Origin of the sequence: Sporosarcina sp. NPDC096371 (assembly GCF_044762865.1) — a bacterium.
Taxonomy (GTDB): domain Bacteria; phylum Bacillota; class Bacilli; order Bacillales_A; family Planococcaceae; genus Sporosarcina.
Map to the genome: position 1 here is coordinate 692,154 of NZ_JBIWFE010000001.1, position 17,613 is coordinate 709,766.

The 17,613-nt window shown below is 42.1% G+C and carries 15 protein-coding genes and 1 pseudogene; 12 read left to right on the plus strand and 4 right to left on the minus strand.

Annotated elements, in window-relative coordinates:
• Positions 1-177 precede the first annotated feature (177 nt).
• On the plus strand, positions 178-306 hold the full coding sequence (locus tag ACIQ0H_RS03170) for a hypothetical protein (RefSeq protein ID WP_403410793.1): 129 nt from the start codon (positions 178-180) through the stop codon (positions 304-306).
• A gap of 558 nt (positions 307-864) precedes the next feature.
• On the opposite strand, the gene nagE is transcribed toward ACIQ0H_RS03170, so the two are convergent.
• From nagE to ACIQ0H_RS03185, 3 genes are all read right to left on the minus strand, one after another.
• Positions 865-2,313, minus strand: a complete 1,449-nt coding sequence (nagE, locus tag ACIQ0H_RS03175) for an N-acetylglucosamine-specific PTS transporter subunit IIBC (RefSeq protein WP_403410796.1) — start codon at positions 2,311-2,313, stop codon at positions 865-867.
• A gap of 65 nt (positions 2,314-2,378) precedes the next feature.
• Positions 2,379-3,197, minus strand: a complete 819-nt coding sequence (locus tag ACIQ0H_RS03180) for a PRD domain-containing protein (RefSeq protein WP_403410799.1) — start codon at positions 3,195-3,197, stop codon at positions 2,379-2,381.
• Positions 3,198-3,287: 90 nt separating this feature from the next.
• Positions 3,288-3,770, minus strand: coding sequence for a PTS sugar transporter subunit IIA (locus ACIQ0H_RS03185; protein WP_403410802.1), 483 nt, complete (start codon positions 3,768-3,770; stop codon positions 3,288-3,290).
• A gap of 386 nt (positions 3,771-4,156) precedes the next feature.
• Between ACIQ0H_RS03185 and ACIQ0H_RS03190 the strand changes: the two genes are divergently transcribed.
• The 11 genes and pseudogenes from ACIQ0H_RS03190 (at position 4,157) to helD (ending at position 16,270) form a co-directional block, all read left to right on the plus strand.
• Positions 4,157-4,954, plus strand: a complete 798-nt coding sequence (locus ACIQ0H_RS03190; protein ID WP_403410805.1) for a VLRF1 family aeRF1-type release factor — start codon at positions 4,157-4,159, stop codon at positions 4,952-4,954.
• Between the two features lie 169 nt (positions 4,955-5,123).
• Complete coding sequence (locus ACIQ0H_RS03195; protein WP_403410808.1) at positions 5,124-6,944, plus strand: LysM peptidoglycan-binding domain-containing protein; 1,821 nt, start codon at positions 5,124-5,126, stop codon at positions 6,942-6,944.
• 178 nt (positions 6,945-7,122) lie between these two features.
• Positions 7,123-7,965: a hypothetical protein gene (locus ACIQ0H_RS03200; RefSeq protein WP_403410810.1), complete on the plus strand. Its 843-nt coding sequence runs from the start codon at positions 7,123-7,125 to the stop codon at positions 7,963-7,965.
• A 140-nt stretch (positions 7,966-8,105) separates the two neighbouring features.
• A complete protein-coding gene (locus ACIQ0H_RS03205) occupies positions 8,106-8,600 on the plus strand; it encodes a YhcN/YlaJ family sporulation lipoprotein (RefSeq protein ID WP_403410813.1) in 495 nt (164 codons plus the stop codon).
• Positions 8,601-8,833: 233 nt separating this feature from the next.
• Positions 8,834-8,998, plus strand: a complete 165-nt coding sequence (locus ACIQ0H_RS03210; RefSeq protein WP_403410816.1) for an aspartyl-phosphate phosphatase Spo0E family protein — start codon at positions 8,834-8,836, stop codon at positions 8,996-8,998.
• 293 nt (positions 8,999-9,291) lie between these two features.
• Complete coding sequence (locus tag ACIQ0H_RS03215; protein ID WP_403410819.1) at positions 9,292-10,422, plus strand: NAD(P)/FAD-dependent oxidoreductase; 1,131 nt, start codon at positions 9,292-9,294, stop codon at positions 10,420-10,422.
• Positions 10,423-10,604: 182 nt separating this feature from the next.
• On the plus strand, positions 10,605-10,742 hold the full coding sequence (locus tag ACIQ0H_RS03220; protein WP_403410822.1) for a hypothetical protein: 138 nt from the start codon (positions 10,605-10,607) through the stop codon (positions 10,740-10,742).
• A gap of 82 nt (positions 10,743-10,824) precedes the next feature.
• Positions 10,825-11,486 (plus strand): annotated as a pseudogene (locus ACIQ0H_RS03225) (MOSC domain-containing protein).
• 126 nt (positions 11,487-11,612) lie between these two features.
• Complete coding sequence (locus tag ACIQ0H_RS03230) at positions 11,613-12,707, plus strand: PfkB family carbohydrate kinase (RefSeq protein ID WP_403410825.1); 1,095 nt, start codon at positions 11,613-11,615, stop codon at positions 12,705-12,707.
• Positions 12,707-13,618, plus strand: a complete 912-nt coding sequence (locus ACIQ0H_RS03235; protein WP_403410828.1) for a pseudouridine-5'-phosphate glycosidase — start codon at positions 12,707-12,709, stop codon at positions 13,616-13,618. The genes ACIQ0H_RS03230 and ACIQ0H_RS03235 overlap by 1 nt, the downstream gene beginning before the upstream one ends.
• 303 nt (positions 13,619-13,921) lie before the next feature.
• Positions 13,922-16,270: an RNA polymerase recycling motor HelD gene (gene helD, locus ACIQ0H_RS03240; RefSeq protein ID WP_403410830.1), complete on the plus strand. Its 2,349-nt coding sequence runs from the start codon at positions 13,922-13,924 to the stop codon at positions 16,268-16,270.
• Positions 16,271-16,407: 137 nt separating this feature from the next.
• On the opposite strand, the gene ACIQ0H_RS03245 is transcribed toward helD, so the two are convergent.
• Positions 16,408-17,589: a NupC/NupG family nucleoside CNT transporter gene (locus ACIQ0H_RS03245; protein ID WP_403410833.1), complete on the minus strand. Its 1,182-nt coding sequence runs from the start codon at positions 17,587-17,589 to the stop codon at positions 16,408-16,410.
• Positions 17,590-17,613 lie beyond the last annotated feature (24 nt).

A 17,613-nucleotide genomic window follows, 5' to 3' on the forward strand; every position in this document is an offset into this window, starting at 1 on the left:
ATGAATTTTTTATGATTAGTACATCTACTACTCTGCCACATTCGGGTGAATGCGTCAAGCGGGCAGAATAAATGGCTTGTACAGATGCTGGAACAGTTGTTACACTTACTGGCAGATTAGTTGAACAACGAGTGGTTAAATAGGATAGATAAAAGGCTGTTTGTAAAAGGAGATACTATGGATAAAAATGAATTTTTTCATTCCCTTGAAGAAATAGTTGTAGACCCTCTATTCATTGGCGGAAGTATGCAAGATTTAGCTAAAAAAACAGCAAATAACACTTGGTCCATTTCAACTAGCCAATGAAATCTTACTGGAAAACTTTACGACCTTTTTTCAAAGAGTAGTGTTGAACAGACGTGAGCAAATCAGCAATTCAAATAATAGAGATGGAATGCTCTTCTATACTTGGCTTGATTAGCAATCGGCACAAATGAAGTTTAGTGTAATATAAGATTTTTACATTAGGCTTCCATTTGAGGTGGTTAGTGATGAAGAAGAGGTAATCGAAGGTGATATAAATGTAAAAGCATTGAAAGTCTATCTCATCAAAATAAATGAATCATTCTTTTTTGAATAATAGGTGGCGTCAGCTGAATACCAAAACGGATTGTCCCAGCAATAGGACAATCCGTTTTGGTGTAAACACTTATGTAAATACGGCACTACTAGGTAAATCCCTAGTCGGATGGGGCGTATGATTATTTTTCACTCTCTGCGCCGAAAGTGCCCATTTACGCGGGACAGAGGAGTGCCGCGTCTCTGTAATTATAGTTTATCCAGTAGCGACAAGAAATATACCATAAAAGGAAAAACCAGGCATAGGAGCCTGGTTTTTCTGCTTTTAAAAATTTCAGAGGTTTATTACTTTCTAATTTTCTTAATTTCGTCAGCAACAAACTGTACGCTTGTTCCGACAATAACTTGAATACTTTGTGATCCGACAACATTGATGCCGGGTACGCCAGTGCTTTTAATCTTCTTTTGATCGACTTTCTTCATATCTTTTACTTCGATACGTAAGCGTGTTGCACAGTGATCAACAGAAGTGACGTTTGCGTCTCCGCCTAAACCATCATAAATTGTTGCTGCCATACCAGAGAATTTATTTCCTCCTGCTGAAGCAACTGCTCCGTTGTCGTCTTGGATATCCTCATCATCTTCACGACCTGGAGTTTTCAGGTTGAATTTGACAATCAAGAAACGGAATAGGACGTAGTAGATGACTGCAAATACTAGACCTTGAACAAGTAACATAAGTGGTAGATTGGCGATAGGTATTTTTAAACTTAATACAAAGTCTACCAATCCAGCACTAAATCCAAATCCTGCTGTCCAGTGGAATGATGCTGCGACAAATAGAGATAGACCTGTTAAAGCAGCGTGGACAACATAAAGAGCTGGTGCTAGGAACATAAATGCGAATTCAAGTGGTTCCGTAACACCTGTGAAGAATGACGCAAATCCTGCAGCTAACATTAAAGAAGCAGCTTGTTTTTTACGTTTTGTTTTAGCAGTATGATACATGGCAAGAGCTGCCGCTGGTAATCCAAACATCATAATTGGGAAGAAACCTGCTTGGTACATACCGGTAACGCCTTTCGTACCTGTACTAGCCCAGAAGTTCTTAATATCGTCGATACCGGCAACGTCAAACCAGAATACAGAGTTTAAGGCATGGTGTAAACCAGTTGGAATCAATAGCCGGTTGAAGAAGCCGTAAAGTCCAGCACCAACAGCACCTAATCCACTAATAGCTTCACCGAAATTAACTAAGCCAGTATAGATAATAGGCCATACAAAGAATAAAACGGCCGAAGCTACTAGCATAGAAGCCGCTGTCATGATCGGAACTAAGCGTTTACCACTAAAGAAGGCCAATGCAGTAGGTAATTGTACATGACTAAATCGATTGTACATGGTTGCTGCAATCAGCCCAGAAATAATACCGATAAATTGATTTTCAATTTTTATGAAAGCAGGATTTACGTCGGCAACATCAATGCCTTGTAGCATAGATACCGTGCCTGTTGACAGTAATGTTGTGACAACTAGGAAACCGACCAAACCACTTAATGCGGACGAGCCATCCTTATCCTTGGACATACCAAGTGCGACCCCGACAGCAAATAGGATAGACATATTATCAATAATCGAGCCGCCGGCCTTAATTAAGAAAGCGGCTGCTACGTTGCCAGAACCCCAACCATCTGAGTCAATCCAGTAACCAATCCCCATCAAAATAGCTGCAGCAGGTAGTACGGCTACCGGCAACATTAAAGAACTTCCAAGTCTTTGGAAAAATTTCATCATGATACATCCACCCCAATTCATAGTTTTTTTAATAATAAAGTAATATAATGACGAATCACGTTGTTCTAAGGCTTTCTTAAACGTTCAATATGAAGTGCGATATAGCCTAACTCTTGTTCAGGTAATTCAACTTCGTGTAATTCAATCAATTCCTTTGCCACCTCGACTGCACAGCTATAGGAAAGCGGAAACTTTTTTTGGATCATGACTAACATTTCCTCGTCCATCGTGTGGAATCCGTATTGATTCATTCGCGTTAAGGTGAAGCGTAGATGCGTGATGAGTCGGTGATAGGATATATCATCATCCTCAATCGTGATGTTTAAGTGTCGCCTGATAGATTGAACCATATCTCGGATAATCGTTGTCTGACGAACTGTATCGTGTAAATCACCTCCTTGTGGTTTCATCGTATGGATATGGAGCGCAATAAATGCGGCTTCGTCTTCAGGCATTTCAACCTGACATTTTTCTTTTATATGTTGGATTGCCCAAAGACCGATTTCAAATTCTCTTCTATAGAGAATCTTGATTTCATGTAATAGTTTATTATTCAAATGAATGCCTTCTCTTACTCTTTCAATAGCGAATGATAGATGATCAGTTAGGACAATATGAATATGGTCATTTAACTTCGTACCCATATGGTCTTCTGCATATGTAATCACTTCTTCAGAGATGATAAAATGCTCTTCTGGAATCCGACTTAACAGTTGTTGCAATTTGTCGTTTTCCCTCATCACAAATATCTTTTCAATTTTTTCACGGTTGACGATATCATTTCGCTTTTTGTTAAAAGCGATTCCTGCACCAATCGCAATTTTCTCTCGTTCATCTTCGAGCACAACGACAGCATTATTATTGAGAATCTTCTTTATCTTCATGGAAATCCACCCCCTTATATAGTAGATTTACCTCTCTTCAGCAGAAGTCATCCCCTGTTGAAGAAAGGTAAAGCCTCAGGTGGAAGTGTATTACTTGTTGGAAACAGTCATTAACACAGTTTCTCCCATGAGGCCATCTGTTGCATCGACACATTGAACATCTTTTTCAGTGCTGTTTGTGATGATGATGGGTGTGACGATACTTTTTGCGTGTTCACCAATATACGCCCAATCGACTTCAATCAGAGACTGTCCGACAGACACGTGGTCACCTGTTTCAACGAATACTGTAAAACCTTTCCCTTGTAATGAAACGGTTTCTAATCCGATATGGATAAGAATTTCTGTTCCATCAGTCGTACGAAGGCCAATCGCGTGCTTTGTATCTGATATCATAACGACAGTACCTTCTACGGGTGCATGGATATTTCCATTATCGGGCATGATGGCAACACCTTCGCCCATCATTTTTTGACTAAAGACAGGATCTGGCACTTGGTCAAGTGGAATGATTTTCCCGTTAACTGGTGCGAAGATTTGTAATTTACGTTTTTTAAATAGGCCTGATAGCATGGATATGAACTCCTTTATACTCTGTGGTGTGAAGATTCCACGAACCATGTACTTATTCTATTGTCCTCAGGACAGGTGCAGAACAGAAAAAGGCATGGGGTAAGAGAAGAATTGAAAAAATTCTTCTGCCGTTTACCACCATGCCTGATCGTATCAGTAACATGTAATCCGCTATTGAACTTCTACTCAGATAATAACACCAAAAAATGTATAACGCAATAGCGAAATATAACATTTTTACTAAAGGCCACTGCGCTTCGGCATAACTACGTCCTATGTCGAAATTTATCTTTTACAGTTTCTTCGTGGCCATTCACAATTCGTTTTAGACTCAGCATGTGTGGGTATGCTAAACGTGTGGTGAAAATGGAGGAGGTTACCGATTCATGTCAATAAGCAAAGAACTACAAGTCCTTAAAGAATTTAAATGTCCGGATCGATGTGTGTTGAGTGCATATGTCAATACCAATCCAGCTGATCCAGATCAGCTAAAAGGCGCGTGGAGAATTCATTTAAAAAGTGGGTTAAAGCGAATAGAGGAGTATATCACGGCTTCGAAAGATGAAAATGAGTTGCAAGCATTTAAAAAATTGAAGGATAAGGTCGTAAAAGAAATTGAAGACCATCAGCATGATTTGCACAAGGGGGTCGTCATTTTTGCTTCTGAGAATCCGGAATTGTGGTCGGTCCACTACGTACAAGTGCATGTGCGAACGAGTTTTCATTGGGAGGATCATCCGGTACTTGAAGAAATGGAATATATGTACAAGGCCTATCCGGAAGCTGGCATTGTATTGCCGAGTTTTGGAGAAGTACGCATACTAGATACTGCAATGGGTTTTCTCAATGATGAGCTAATTTACGATTTCGAACCAAATCTGCAAGGATGGGGAGATCGGAAAAAATCATCTGATGATGATAATCATCCAGCTATAGGAAGTAGTAAAGTAGACGTACTAGAACCCCGACTGAAAGAAAATTTGGGTCGCTTCTATAAAGGGATGGGCGAAATTGTAGAAAAGTTGAAAAAAGAGCGTGGCTGGAAGGAGATTCATGTGGCCGGCGAAGCAGAACTAGCCAAAGCTTTCGCTGAAATCTTGCGTGAAAAGCCGGCAAGTTGCATTCACAAAAATCTGAACAACAGCAAACCTTATGAAGTTCTCCACCAAGTTTTTGAAAAGTAATGATGGTTCAGAAGGCACTAACTATCCCTATTAATAGGGGGTAGTTAGTTTTTTGCGTTCTACATAGAAGTTAAAGTCTTGAACACCCCGCCTACTAGACGAATAACATAGCTATGGGTAGAGAAGTAGGTGCTGATTTTGCCTACTTTAGAGAAGGGATGTGAGTGTAATGCAATTTTTCTATACAGTACGCCCAAGTGATACATTGAATCACATTGCCAAGCGATGGGAGATTCCGGCCAAATCACTCATCGCGGCGAATAATTTGATGGCACCGTATATACTTTCTGTGGGGCAACAATTGTCAATCCCGCCTGGCGTCGATGTGTATCGAGTTCAGACAGGTGACTCCTTGTATCGGATTTCCCACCACTATGGTGTGCCGGTCGCAGTGATTGCGGAAGGCAATCGACTACTGCCGCCGTATCATCTCTATGTTGGTCAATTATTAAGAATTCCACCTGGAGTCCCTTATTATGTCGTTCAGCCCAGTGAGACGTTAAATGATATTGCTCGGCGTTACAATGTGACAACAGATGGTAAAAGTGATCCTGGATTGATTCAGAAGACAAATGGACTTCCATCCCCCGCCATTCAAACGGGGATGAGGTTAGCGATACCTTATACTTTTGTTGGGGACTATGGTTTTATTGCTTATACGTCAGATCGTGGTGGACAGTTCGATATTTGGACCCGTAATTTACGAACAGGCGAGCAGAATCCGTTGACGAATGGATTGGGGGACGAATTATCACAACCGGTTTGGTCCCCTGATAGTAGTAGAATCGCATTTGTTGGGAAAAATAGAGTGCTCTATGTCATCTATCTAAATACCGGACTCATCGCAGGGGTGGATCAGTTAGAAGAAGGGGATGATTTAAGTCTTGATTGGTCTCCAGATAGCTCAAGTGTGGCGTATATGGCGAGGGGAACGATCATGCTGTATAACGCCACGTTACATGCAGCGAAAACAATCGCACAACCTGGTGCATCGGATGTTGGATGGTTTCCAAGCGGCACGGAATTATTATTTCAAGCTCCCGATGACTCCGGCGTAAGCCAGCTATTTCGAATAGCGACAAATGGTACAAATCGACGACAAATCACGAAAAATACGGGCGGTCCTCTCCATGATGCGCGTCTTTCACCGGATGGAACATTTGCCCTCTACACATCGCCAGGTGCTAGTATATCCATCATCTACACAATAGAACTTGCGACGGGTCATGTGTTTGAAATAAAGGGTGGCCCGCTGGCCAAAAATTATTTTCCTGATTGGTCGCCAGAGTCATCGCGGATTGCTTATAGCGCAACGGCTTTTGACGATAGGGGCTATTTCTCGCAACTTAGAACTGTTGAACGACGAGGGGAGGATGACCGAGTTTGGGCGATTTCAAATTGCTTTTCGACACCCGTGACTTGGTCCCCTGACGGCACAACCCTTGCCTATTTATCTGGCTGTGAGGAACGGCAAGCTGCAGATGAAATGTGGGTTGTCGATTTGCGTCATCCCGCTCCTATTCAGCTTATGGAAGGGGAGACCATACTCGCGTTACAGTGGTCACCACAACCTGTTCTAGATTTGGCTCAACAGGAGTTTACGAGTGAGGTTTTAGGTGTTAACTTTCAATTCCCGGCAGCTTGGCACCGTGTCAGTGATGTCAGGTATGAAGGTGATGATGGATTCTTTCAAATTTCAGCCCTTTTTGGCTCACAAAATATCGACGTAGTCTGCCATGCGGAAGCATTCCAACAATCCATGCCCTATGGTTCAACACCCCGTATAATAAAATCGCAAAATCCATATGAACAGGCTTGTACGATTTTGCCGTCAGCAGATCAGCCGGCGGCTTACGAAGGGCAGGCTGCTTTTATTGCGGCTTATCCGAGTCCGATGACAATCGGCGGGATGAACTATAATTATTTTATTTTATGGGCAGATAAAGAGCATATACAGGATATAGCTTCAACGGTAGAGTTTTTACCTTAAATATGAGGAAAGCATGCTCCTATACAAGGACCATGCTTTTTTCATTCCTCAAAAGGAGTGCACTCGAAAAATTTGATTGTTTTTTCAAAGTATTTGTCTAGAAAATCTATCTATGTAAAAATGATGGATAAGGTAGAGTTGATAGAAGGTTCAAAATAGAGCTAAGGGGGAATTAAAGATGGAGCAAATGTTGAAAAAAGAATATGGCATGTATGCAATTCCTGAGGAGGTTATGAAGTTAATCCGACTGGAGGAGGAACTAAACCAAGAAGGTGAGTCGCTTGATACAATCGGCTTTAGGCCTATCGTTCATGAATTTGCGTATGCGATAACTCCGCCAGATCTCATTCCGTTTGCGCATACAGGAGGTGGCGGCATACATTTTGGATTTTTAACGGAATTCGACGCAATAAAAGATTTGCATGAAGCGCCAATTGTCTGTGTGTCACCAACCAACGATCCGCCGATTCGATACGTAGCCCGGAACATTCAAGAATTTCTGGACTTGGCATCTTCGGTTCCACATGTCGAAATGATAGAGAGTTTATGGCCGTGCGAAAATACTACTGCTATGGAGACGATACAACAGGAATACGCAAGTGAGTTGGATGTCGAATGGGCTCAAAAAAGGGACAAGATACGCAGGCGTTTTCAAGCGACATTCCATACAAAATTGTTACCTCCCCAACAGTATGTTCAAGAAGTCTTGGAGGAAAGAAGTACTGAAACCGCCATCCCAACTTACGATGGTCTTGGCGTTGTCGGAGCTATCACATCCGACTGGCCAGGTAGACGTTATTCCTTTGATGACCAGCGGCAACAAGATGAGAAGGAACTAGCACGCATGCGTCATTTTTTGGCTAATGCAACGACAAAGGAGCAATTAGCATTTGTGCGAGATGCTTATTATTGGTATATATTGACTCCAGATTATCATCAAGGGGTCTTGAATGTAGTCGTGGAATTGCTGGATTCTCTTCGTTTGACTACTATCGTAAATCGGATCGAGGATAGGGTGTAATAGGAATGTATGGCATATGAAAGGAGCAGGCTATTGACCAGTTTGCTCTTTTTTATGTTTTTCATCTACGTGTACATACGCATAAAAAAATTAAAAGTCGTCCATCCTTACAATGAAAAGATTATTGAGGAGGTCAACCATTGAAAAAAGTTTCAACAATTACCGCAGCGTTATTTCTTATTCTGTCATTGATGGGCTGTGGTGCAAATCGGGATGCCGCAACAAAAGACGATGTTGTGAAAGACAAAGTGGAAAATGAAGTGACGGACCAAACAGGGCCAGACAATCCGACGAACGAAGCGGAGAATCGCTTAGAAGTGGCGGATGAAGCCGCGGACCATGTTGCCGAAATGGAAGAAGTAGAAAGCGCAAACATCATTGTCACTAATAATAATGCCTATGTTGCAGTTGTCTTGAACGAAGGGGTAGAAGGGACAAAACAAGTCGAGGACAAAATTGCGGATGAAGTCAGAGCCGCTAACAAGGATTTTAAAAATGTTTATGTGTCGATGAATCCGGATTTTGTCAAACAAACGACCGACTATGGAGATAAAATCAGAGCAGGTGAACCAGTAGAGGGGTTCTTCGAGGAATTTTCTGATGCGGTAAGAAGAGTTTTTCCAGACGCTCATTAAAAACGTAACCTAAACATTGGGAATCGGCGGGTTTTTTTGTGAAATGTCAACGGTTTTTACTTGTTATTCTAGAATAAATCATTCAAATGTGACAAATTTATGACAAGTAGTTTAACGTCCAATAATCGACAACTTTTTTACGGTAGTTGTTGTACGATAAGCAGGTTGCTTCTGAACAATTTGAGTCATCACAACTAGATTGAAGTAGAATAAACTAATATGGAGGAAGAGTTGTGAAAATCGTTTTAAAGAAAAAGGTATTGTCGATGCGGATTCAAAGTCAAAGGAAAATGATGTATATGAAGGCGGAACAATTCGGTTATACTCATCCTGAAGTTGTCGCGCACAGCCAAGCATTAGATGTTTTACTAAATAGATATCAAGGAATTGTCTCGTAAAAGAATACGAATATGATGGAGAAAGGTCAGATTGTTTTTAGATAACGATCAACAGCTAATGGCTGAATGCCAACATATTCGTGGTGAAAATCGAATGAGCAATGCAGTGCAATGATCTATGTAAGCTGAAAAGACGTGATTTGTTGGATAGACAACAAGTTATGTCTTTTTTTAATGCAATGTTTTGTCGAAAGGTTTGAGAGTTTACCCTTCGTTGTACGGTTTTTGAACCCGACCATTGTCCGCTAAACTGCTATAATAAGAAAAGATATGACAAAGAAAAGGTGTTTATGATGAAAAAATATGTGATTATTGGTGCCGGGATACTAGGTGCATCGACAGCGTATCATTTGGCAAGGGCTGGGGCAGATGTGACTGTTATAGACCGCAAAGATGCGGGACAAGCGACGGATGCTGCGGCCGGAATTATTTGTCCGTGGTTGTCCCAGCGAAGAAATAAATCTTGGTATGCGCTCGCTAAAGGCGGGGCGTCGTATTATCAGTCGCTTATCCAACAACTTGAAGAAGATGGAGAAACGAAAACGGGCTATCGTCAGGTGGGCGCAATTAGCTTGCACACGGATGCTGGTAAACTGGAAAAAATGGCAGTACGTGCGGAGGTGCGACGAGTGGATGCGCCTGAAATCGGAGACATTCGTCAACTAACTACAATGGATACGTCTGCCTTGTTCCCTCCGCTATCACTAGATTATGCATCTGTTCAAGTAAGCGGCGCGGCGCGTGTCAATGGACGTGCCTTGCGCGAGTCTCTGGTCAGTGCGGCTAACAAGCATGGGGCCAAATTTGTGCACGGCTCGGCAGCGCTTGTAGTGACAAACGATCATGTGACGGGTGTCCAAGTAGGTGAACAATTGTTTCATGCAGATACAGTGTTAGTGACGGCGGGGGCCTGGGCGGCTGAATTATTGATGCCGCTCGGAATTGAACTGCAAGTGAGTGCCCAAAAAGCGCAAATCATTCATCTGCAACTAGATCATCAGCAAACGAATGATTGGCCAGTTGTGATGCCACCGACAGATCAATACATTTTGGCGTTTGACGATGGCAAAATCGTCATTGGTGCTACACATGAAGATGATCAGCCTTTTGATCAGCGCGTAACGGCAGGCGGTTTGCATGAAGTGCTGGATAAAGCGCTAAAAGTGGCACCTGGTTTAGCGGATGCCTCTTTCAGTGAAGCGCGCGTTGGCTATCGTCCATTTACGCCTGGGTTTCTCCCGGTTATTGGCGAAGTTCCAGGGGTGAAAGGACTTCTGCTTGCAAATGGACTGGGTGCATCGGGCTTAACAGTCGGACCGTTTTTAGGGAAGCAACTTGCACAGCTGGCGCTAGGTGAACATGTGGATATTGAGTTGGAATTGTATAGCGTTGCGGGGGCTATTGGCACGAAGTTAAACCGTTGATAGCAATTGTTGTTTCATTTGTTTTTCATGATCGAACAATCATAAAAGCTTATACAATCGCATTTATTTGATCAATGAGTAAATTATTGGTTTTTTCAGAAAAATAGTTCATTTTCATAAAGTGTATCCTTTCCATTTTCAGTACATAAGCTATGTGGAGTTTAAGAATGGGAGGGATACGAATGATGAACTTTGCAAATTTACATGCCATTTTGGATGAATATCGTAGGCAGACGAGGCGACAAAGAATGACAAGCGGAGAAAAGCGAGCACTCGCACTACGTAAAGAAGACCAACGACTGAACGGACAAAAGTCCTGACGGTCGTTTTTCCACATTGCTCCGACATGTCACATTCGGTAGTCTGATAATAGAGAATAAAAAAGAGAGGTCGGTTTTTACGATGAAAATGGCATCGTTGAATGTGGGAAAGCCAAAGACTGTACGGTTTAATGGTAAAGATGTAGAAACTGGCTTCTATAAGGAGCCTGTCAACGGTAAACTCTATCTTACTAAGTCGAATTTTGAAGGAGATGGCCAGGCGGATCTTCGTTATCATGGTGGACCAGATAAGGCGGTCTGCGTGTACCCGCTTGAGCATTATACATATTGGGGAAAAGAGTTAAATCGAACATTGCCAGCGGCTGCTTTTGGAGAAAATCTAACGGTGACGGGTATGCTAGAAAAAGATGTACATATTGGAGATGCATTTTTAATTGGAGAAGCGGTTGTGCAAACCACACAGCCACGACGTCCGTGTTTTAAAATAGCGGTACGCCATGATGTCAAAGACCTAACATTGCGTGTTCAAAACACCGGCTACACGGGGTATTATTTTCGTGTCCTCGGAGAAGGGGGTGTAGGGGTAGATTACAAATCGAACGATTGTCTATCCATCCGGCAAAAGTAAACGTCGCTTTTGCTAATGATATTATGTATTACGATACGAAAAATGTTGAAGCGATTCAACAAATTTTATCGATTGATGTGCTGTCTGCAAGCTGGCGGGCGAGGTTCACAGTAAGCCTCGAGAACGTATTAGCTGGTATAGAAAAAAATCAGTAACCCATACTATCTGAAAGATATTTGAAAACCTGGCGAACTACTTGTCAGGTTTTTTGTTGCAATTCCTTAAACAATTGTTTATAATATAAACAAGAGTTCAGAAAGATAGGGAAGGGGGTGGCGGTATTGAATGAAAAGGAAGCGGCAATTGTTGGGCTTCTGCGCAAGAATCCTTTTTTGAGTCAACAGGAAATGGCTGAACAGCTGAATATGTCCCGTCCTGCATTGGCAAATCTAATTTCTGGTTTGACAAGGCGCGGGATTATAACAGGGCGTGCGTATATTTTATCTGACGAAAATGAAGTGGTTTGTATCGGCGGTGCAAACGTGGATCGGAAATTCCATCTGAAGGACGTTGCGCAACTAGGTACGTCGAATCCTTCCGAAATGTCTGTAGCAGTCGGTGGGGTTGCCCGCAATATCGCAGATAACCTAGGGCGGCTTGATCATTCAGTTCGGCTATTAACGGTTGCTGGCAATGATGCAGATTGGCAATTGATTGAACAAGAGTCGGCAGCCTTTATGGATGTGGCGGCGGTCGGATTACTACCTGGCGAATCAACCGGGTCTTACTCGGCGGTGCTTAGTCCAGATGGTGAACTGGTTGTTGCAATGGCGAACATGGATGTGTACGATGCATTATCAGTCGATTATATAGAAGGAAATGATCGATTGATTGCCAATGCAGCGCTAACGATTATGGATTTGAACTGTCCGAAAGAGACGGTTGAATATGTGAAGAGTCGGGCGCAGTTGCATGGCACAGGGTTAGTGATTGTGCCTGTATCTTCTCCGAAAATGGTTCGTATGCCGGACAATTTGGAAGGTGTTACTTGGTTTATTTGTAACCAAGATGAAGCTGAAACCTACACAGGTCAGTCCATCCAAACAGAAGAAGACTGGAATCATGCGGTTCACAAGTTATTCGAAGCGGGTGCCGAAAATGTAGTAGTAACCGGCGGTGCAAAAGGTGTTATGGCAGGGAAACGTGGCGGGGAAGTGACACGATATTCCGCGTTACAAGGTGTGTCTGTGGAAGATGTCACAGGAGCAGGTGATGCATTTGTTTCTGGTGTCCTGCACGGGCATTTGGAAGGTTTGGATACGGGAGAAGCGATCCGTTGCGGGCTGGTCAATGCAGCGAAAACGCTTGAATCATCGTATACAGTACGACCAGAATTATCAAAAGCGCAGCTTACAATCGAATTGGAGGAATACTAATGGAAAAATATCTATCATACTCAGCAGAAGTACAAGAAGCAATGGCACAAGGAAAGCCGGTTGTCGCACTCGAATCGACAATCATTTCACACGGCATGCCTTATCCACAAAACGTTAAAACAGCTCGTGAAGTAGAGCAAATTATCCGTGACAACGGCGCTGTACCTGCAACAATCGCTATCATCGACGGAATGATCAAAATCGGTCTTTCGGATGAAGAGCTTGAAATGTTCGGTAACAGTCAAGGTGTTGCAAAAGTTTCACGTCGTGACATCGGATATTTAATCGCGACAAAACAATTAGGTGCAACAACAGTTGCTGCGACAATGATCTGTGCTGATCTTGCGGGTATCCGCATCTTCGTAACAGGCGGTATTGGCGGTGTGCACCGTGGTGCAGAAACGACAATGGATATTTCTGCTGACCTTGAAGAGCTTGCTCAAACAGATGTTGCAGTTATTTGTGCGGGAGCGAAATCTATTCTTGATATCGGTTTGACACTTGAGTATTTAGAAACAAAAGGTGTACCGGTTGTTGGATATGGTACAGATGTGTTACCAGCTTTCTACACACGTACAAGTGAATTCCCACTTCAAATTCGTGCAGACAAACCTGGAACGGTTGCAGATATGCTTCATGCGAAATGGGATCTTGGATTAAAAGGCGGCGCGGTGATTGCTAACCCAATCCCTGAAGCGGATGCAATGGAAGAAAGTTTCATCAATGACATCATTAAAAAAGCATTGGATGAAGCGAGTGCAAACGGCATTGCAGGTAAAGATGTTACGCCGTTTATGCTTGGTAAAGTGAAAGAATTGACAGATGGCACAAGCTTGGACGCTAATATTGCTTTAGTGAAAAACAACGCTGTTATCGGCGCTCAAATTGCAGTAGCTTTTAACGGACAGTAAAATATATAAAGGAATCATCGTTTCTTCATTGAAGAAACGATGATTCCTTTTTTTATTTTTGGGGTGCAAATTCCCTTGGATATCCGGCGTCAAAGTATGAAGGAAAAAAGGTGTTTGGTTCTGAGAATATTCAGAACCAAACACCTTTTATTTATGTATATTACATTGATAATAATGAAAAACTATGGTAAATTAATATAGAAACTCTATTTATATATTAATTACTATATAATGTTCCTAATTATATTATATTGTATAAAACCTTATTAGTCAACCTCTATTTTTAGTGAAGGAGTGTTTTGTATGAATATGGAAAATTTGCAAGGGCGAGAACAACAACGAGTGGACAACGTAATGGAGACAATCACGGGGCAGATTGGCAAGTTGGAAGAAGAGACGGGTCGACGTCGTAAAGAAGTGGTCCATTTTCGTAAACACTTTTGGGATGACGTCAAGGTTAACACAGATACTTTCGATGATTATCTTGAGACGATCATCGGCTTGAGACAACAGAGTCAAGCCCTGTCCGTAAACGAAGGTAACCATCGACAAGCTTCCAAGCGTTTATCAGAGCTACGTCGCATGCAGGAGATACCATATTTCGGTCGGATTGATGTACTCGAAGAAGGGACTTCTACCGCTGAACGAATTTACATCGGCGTCTCTACGCTCATGGATGAAAGTGGAGAGGACTTCCTAATCTACGACTGGCGTGCACCGATCTCGAGCGTCTACTATGATTACTCGCCTGGTCCGGTTGAATACACCACGCCGGGAGGAGTTATCGGCGGTATGTTGGAGGGGAAATGGCAATATATTATCCGCGGCGGTGTGATTGAATCGATGTTTGATACGAGTCTCACCATTGGAGATGAAATTTTACAACAAGTACTTGGTAAGGGTACAGACAAACATTTGAACAGCATAGTAGCCACCATCCAACAGGAACAAAATCAAATCATCCGGCACGATCAAGGGCGTCTACTTATCGTTCAAGGGGTAGCTGGCAGTGGCAAGACATCGGCGGCCCTGCAACGAATTGCTTATTTGCTCTACAAGTATCGAGATAGACTAAAAGCCGATCAAATCATTCTATTTTCACCTAATGCGATGTTTAACAGCTACGTATCTACGGTGTTGCCTGAACTCGGGGAAGAGAATATGCAACAGGTCACATTCCAAGAATACTTAAATCATCGGCTAAGCGATACATTTCAAGTGGAGAATGCTTACGAACAATTGGAGTTTGTCTTGACTGCATCGGATGAACCGACCTATGAAACTAGGGTTGCGAGCATCCGATTCAAGGCATCCTCTCGTTTTTCTGAGGCTATTCAATCATACAGGCAGTCGCTGGAATTATCCGGCATGATTTTTAAGGGAATCAAATTTAGAGGGAAACCAATTGTCTCGGCGGAACAAATTACGGAAAGATTTTATTGCGAAGACACCTCGATGCGTTTTTATAACAGGGTTGAAAGGTTAACAGAGTGGCTAAACAATCAAATCGATGAAGTGGAGAAAATCGAGCTGACTAAGCAATGGGTACAGGAAGAAATTGAACTTCTCAGCGATGAAGATTACCGAAAGATTCAAAGTCGCTTACAGAAAAAACGCGGATTTAAGGAGGAAGACCTTGATAATTATGAGGGCATGATTAAAGTACTTAGCCGATTAATTGTTCGCAAGAAGTTGAGACCACTGCGCAAAAGGATTCAGGCGCTTCGTTTTATCGACATGAAGGGAATATACAAACAACTTTTCGCCAATCCAACGCAGATTAAACCTTGGTTAGAGGGAAACACACCTGAGAAGTGGGCGGATATTTGTCTGTTGTCAGTACAAATGCTTGATGAAGGCAAACTGTTTTATGAAGATGCGACTCCGTTTTTACTGTTGAAAGAGCTGATTCAAGGTTTTCAGATGAACAGTTCTATCAAACACGTACTTGTAGATGAAGCGCAGGATTATTCTACCTTTCAATTCGAGTTTTTGAAACGTTTATTTCCTATGGCAAAGATGACAGTGCTAGGCGATTTTAATCAGGCGATATTCGCACACGCCAGCGAAACAGTCGATTTCCACACGCTGAATGGTTTATACGGACCGGACAAAACGGAGGCCATAAACTTGACTCGCAGCTATAGATCCACAAAACAAATTGTCGAATTTACACGTGAACTCGTGCCAGACGGTGAACGTATTACAGCTTTTGAGCGCAACGGTGAGAAGCCTGTTCTGACGCAATTGACCAATCGTGCCGAACTACATCGCTGCATTGCTAACAAGATATCGGACTTGCGGAAGCAGAAATATAATACGATTGCAATCATATGCAAATCCGCGGCTGAGAGCGCAGAAGCATATGATGCCCTAAGCGACCAGGAAGAAATGAAACTTGTGAAAAGCAACTCAATGGAATACGAGCAAGGTGTTGTCGTCATACCGGCATATTTAGCGAAAGGAATCGAATTTGACGCTGTCATCATTTATGACGCTTCGGCGCAAGTATACAGTGATGAGAGCCTTCGTAGATTGTTCTATACCGCTTGTACCCGTTCTATGCATCATCTGCAACTTTACAGTGTAGGTGAACCGAGTCCCTTTTTGCTCAATATTGCCCCAGAGCATTTACTTAAGAGTTCGATGTAGCCTGAAGGCCAGAGCATCCAATCAAATTTTTAGTGAAGTGGATTTTACGGGGAACAGCAATAAGATAAACAAAACGTCGGCAAGCCAATGTGGCCGCCGACGTTTTTGTAAGTTCAAACTTAACATCAATAAGCAAGTTAAAAAATAATGCCCATGATTGTACCTGAAATGACCGAAGCAAGCGTTGCCCCCAATAACAGTTTTAAAGCAAACTTCGAAACATAATTACCTTGTTTCTCGCTGATCGATTTGATCGAACCAGACACAATACCTATCGTTCCAAAGTTGGCAAAACTGACTAAATAAACGGAAACAATAGCAATCGTTTTTTCGGAAAGCTCACCTGAAACTGTACCAAATTTCAACATAGCTACAAATTCATTGGTTATCAGTTTTGTAGCCATAATTCCACCTGCTTGTACAGCTTCTGTCCACGGAACCCCCATTAAGAAGGCGACTGGTGCAAAAATATGACCAATAACTGTTTGGAAGGAAATGTGAAATGCGCTTTGGAAAATCACGTTAATCAATTCCATCAAGGCGATAAACCCTAATAGCATAGCAGCGACAACGATCACAATTTTAAATCCATCCATAATACTGTCACCAATCATTTGGAAGAAAGGAACGCGTTCATTTTTTTCGATTTGCACTAAATCGTCTTTTTCGTCTACATCATATGGGTTGATAATGTTTGCAACGATAAGTGCGCTAAATATATTTAACACGACAGCCGTTACAACATATTTTGGCTCCAGCATCGTCATATAAGCCCCAACCATCGCCATACTGATTGCACTCATTGCTGAGGTACAGATGGTGTAAAGTCTTTTTTGTGAGAGATATGGGATTTGCTTGGAAATTGTTAAGAACACTTCTGGCTGTCCGAGTACAGATGTTGATACAGCAAAATAGCTTTCAAGTTTACCCATTCCTGTGACTTTACTTAACAATAAACCCAAATATTTTATGATGAAGGGTAGTACCTTTATGTAGTTCAGTATTCCGATTAAAACGGCCATGAAGACAAGTGGTAATAACGCTACAAAGAAAAACGTTGTTGCACCTTCATTCACCATGCCGCCAAATACAAATTGAATTCCCGCATCGGCGATCGCCAGTAAGTTTTCAAAAAACACGCCTACTTTGGTAATAACAGTAAGACCTATATTCGTATTCATCATGGCGTATACTAACAGTATTTGCACAGCTAACATGATTAGAATGCGTTTATATTTTATGTTTTTCCTATCATTACTAACTAAAAAGGCAATACCGAAAACAAGAAAAACTCCTGTTAGTAAGAAAATAAAGTTCAAGTGAATCCCCCTCGTAAGCGTTTG

Bases quoted from the DNA above. Each gene is read 5' to 3' on its own strand.
- nagE (WP_403410796.1), bottom strand. From the start codon at position 2,313: ATGATGAAATTTTTCCAAAGACTTGGAAGTTCTTTAATGTTGCCGGTA.
- ACIQ0H_RS03190 (WP_403410805.1), top strand. From the start codon at position 4,157: ATGTCAATAAGCAAAGAACTACAAGTCCTTAAAGAATTTAAATGTCCG.
- ACIQ0H_RS03235 (WP_403410828.1), top strand. From the start codon at position 12,707: ATGGAAAAATATCTATCATACTCAGCAGAAGTACAAGAAGCAATGGCA.
- ACIQ0H_RS03195 (WP_403410808.1), top strand. From the start codon at position 5,124: ATGCAATTTTTCTATACAGTACGCCCAAGTGATACATTGAATCACATT.
- ACIQ0H_RS03220 (WP_403410822.1), top strand. From the start codon at position 10,605: ATGATGAACTTTGCAAATTTACATGCCATTTTGGATGAATATCGTAGG.
- helD (WP_403410830.1), top strand. From the start codon at position 13,922: ATGAATATGGAAAATTTGCAAGGGCGAGAACAACAACGAGTGGACAAC.
- ACIQ0H_RS03170 (WP_403410793.1), top strand. From the start codon at position 178: ATGGATAAAAATGAATTTTTTCATTCCCTTGAAGAAATAGTTGTAGAC.
- ACIQ0H_RS03215 (WP_403410819.1), top strand. From the start codon at position 9,292: ATGAAAAAATATGTGATTATTGGTGCCGGGATACTAGGTGCATCGACA.
- ACIQ0H_RS03185 (WP_403410802.1), bottom strand. From the start codon at position 3,770: ATGCTATCAGGCCTATTTAAAAAACGTAAATTACAAATCTTCGCACCA.
- ACIQ0H_RS03180 (WP_403410799.1), bottom strand. From the start codon at position 3,197: ATGAAGATAAAGAAGATTCTCAATAATAATGCTGTCGTTGTGCTCGAA.
- ACIQ0H_RS03200 (WP_403410810.1), top strand. From the start codon at position 7,123: ATGGAGCAAATGTTGAAAAAAGAATATGGCATGTATGCAATTCCTGAG.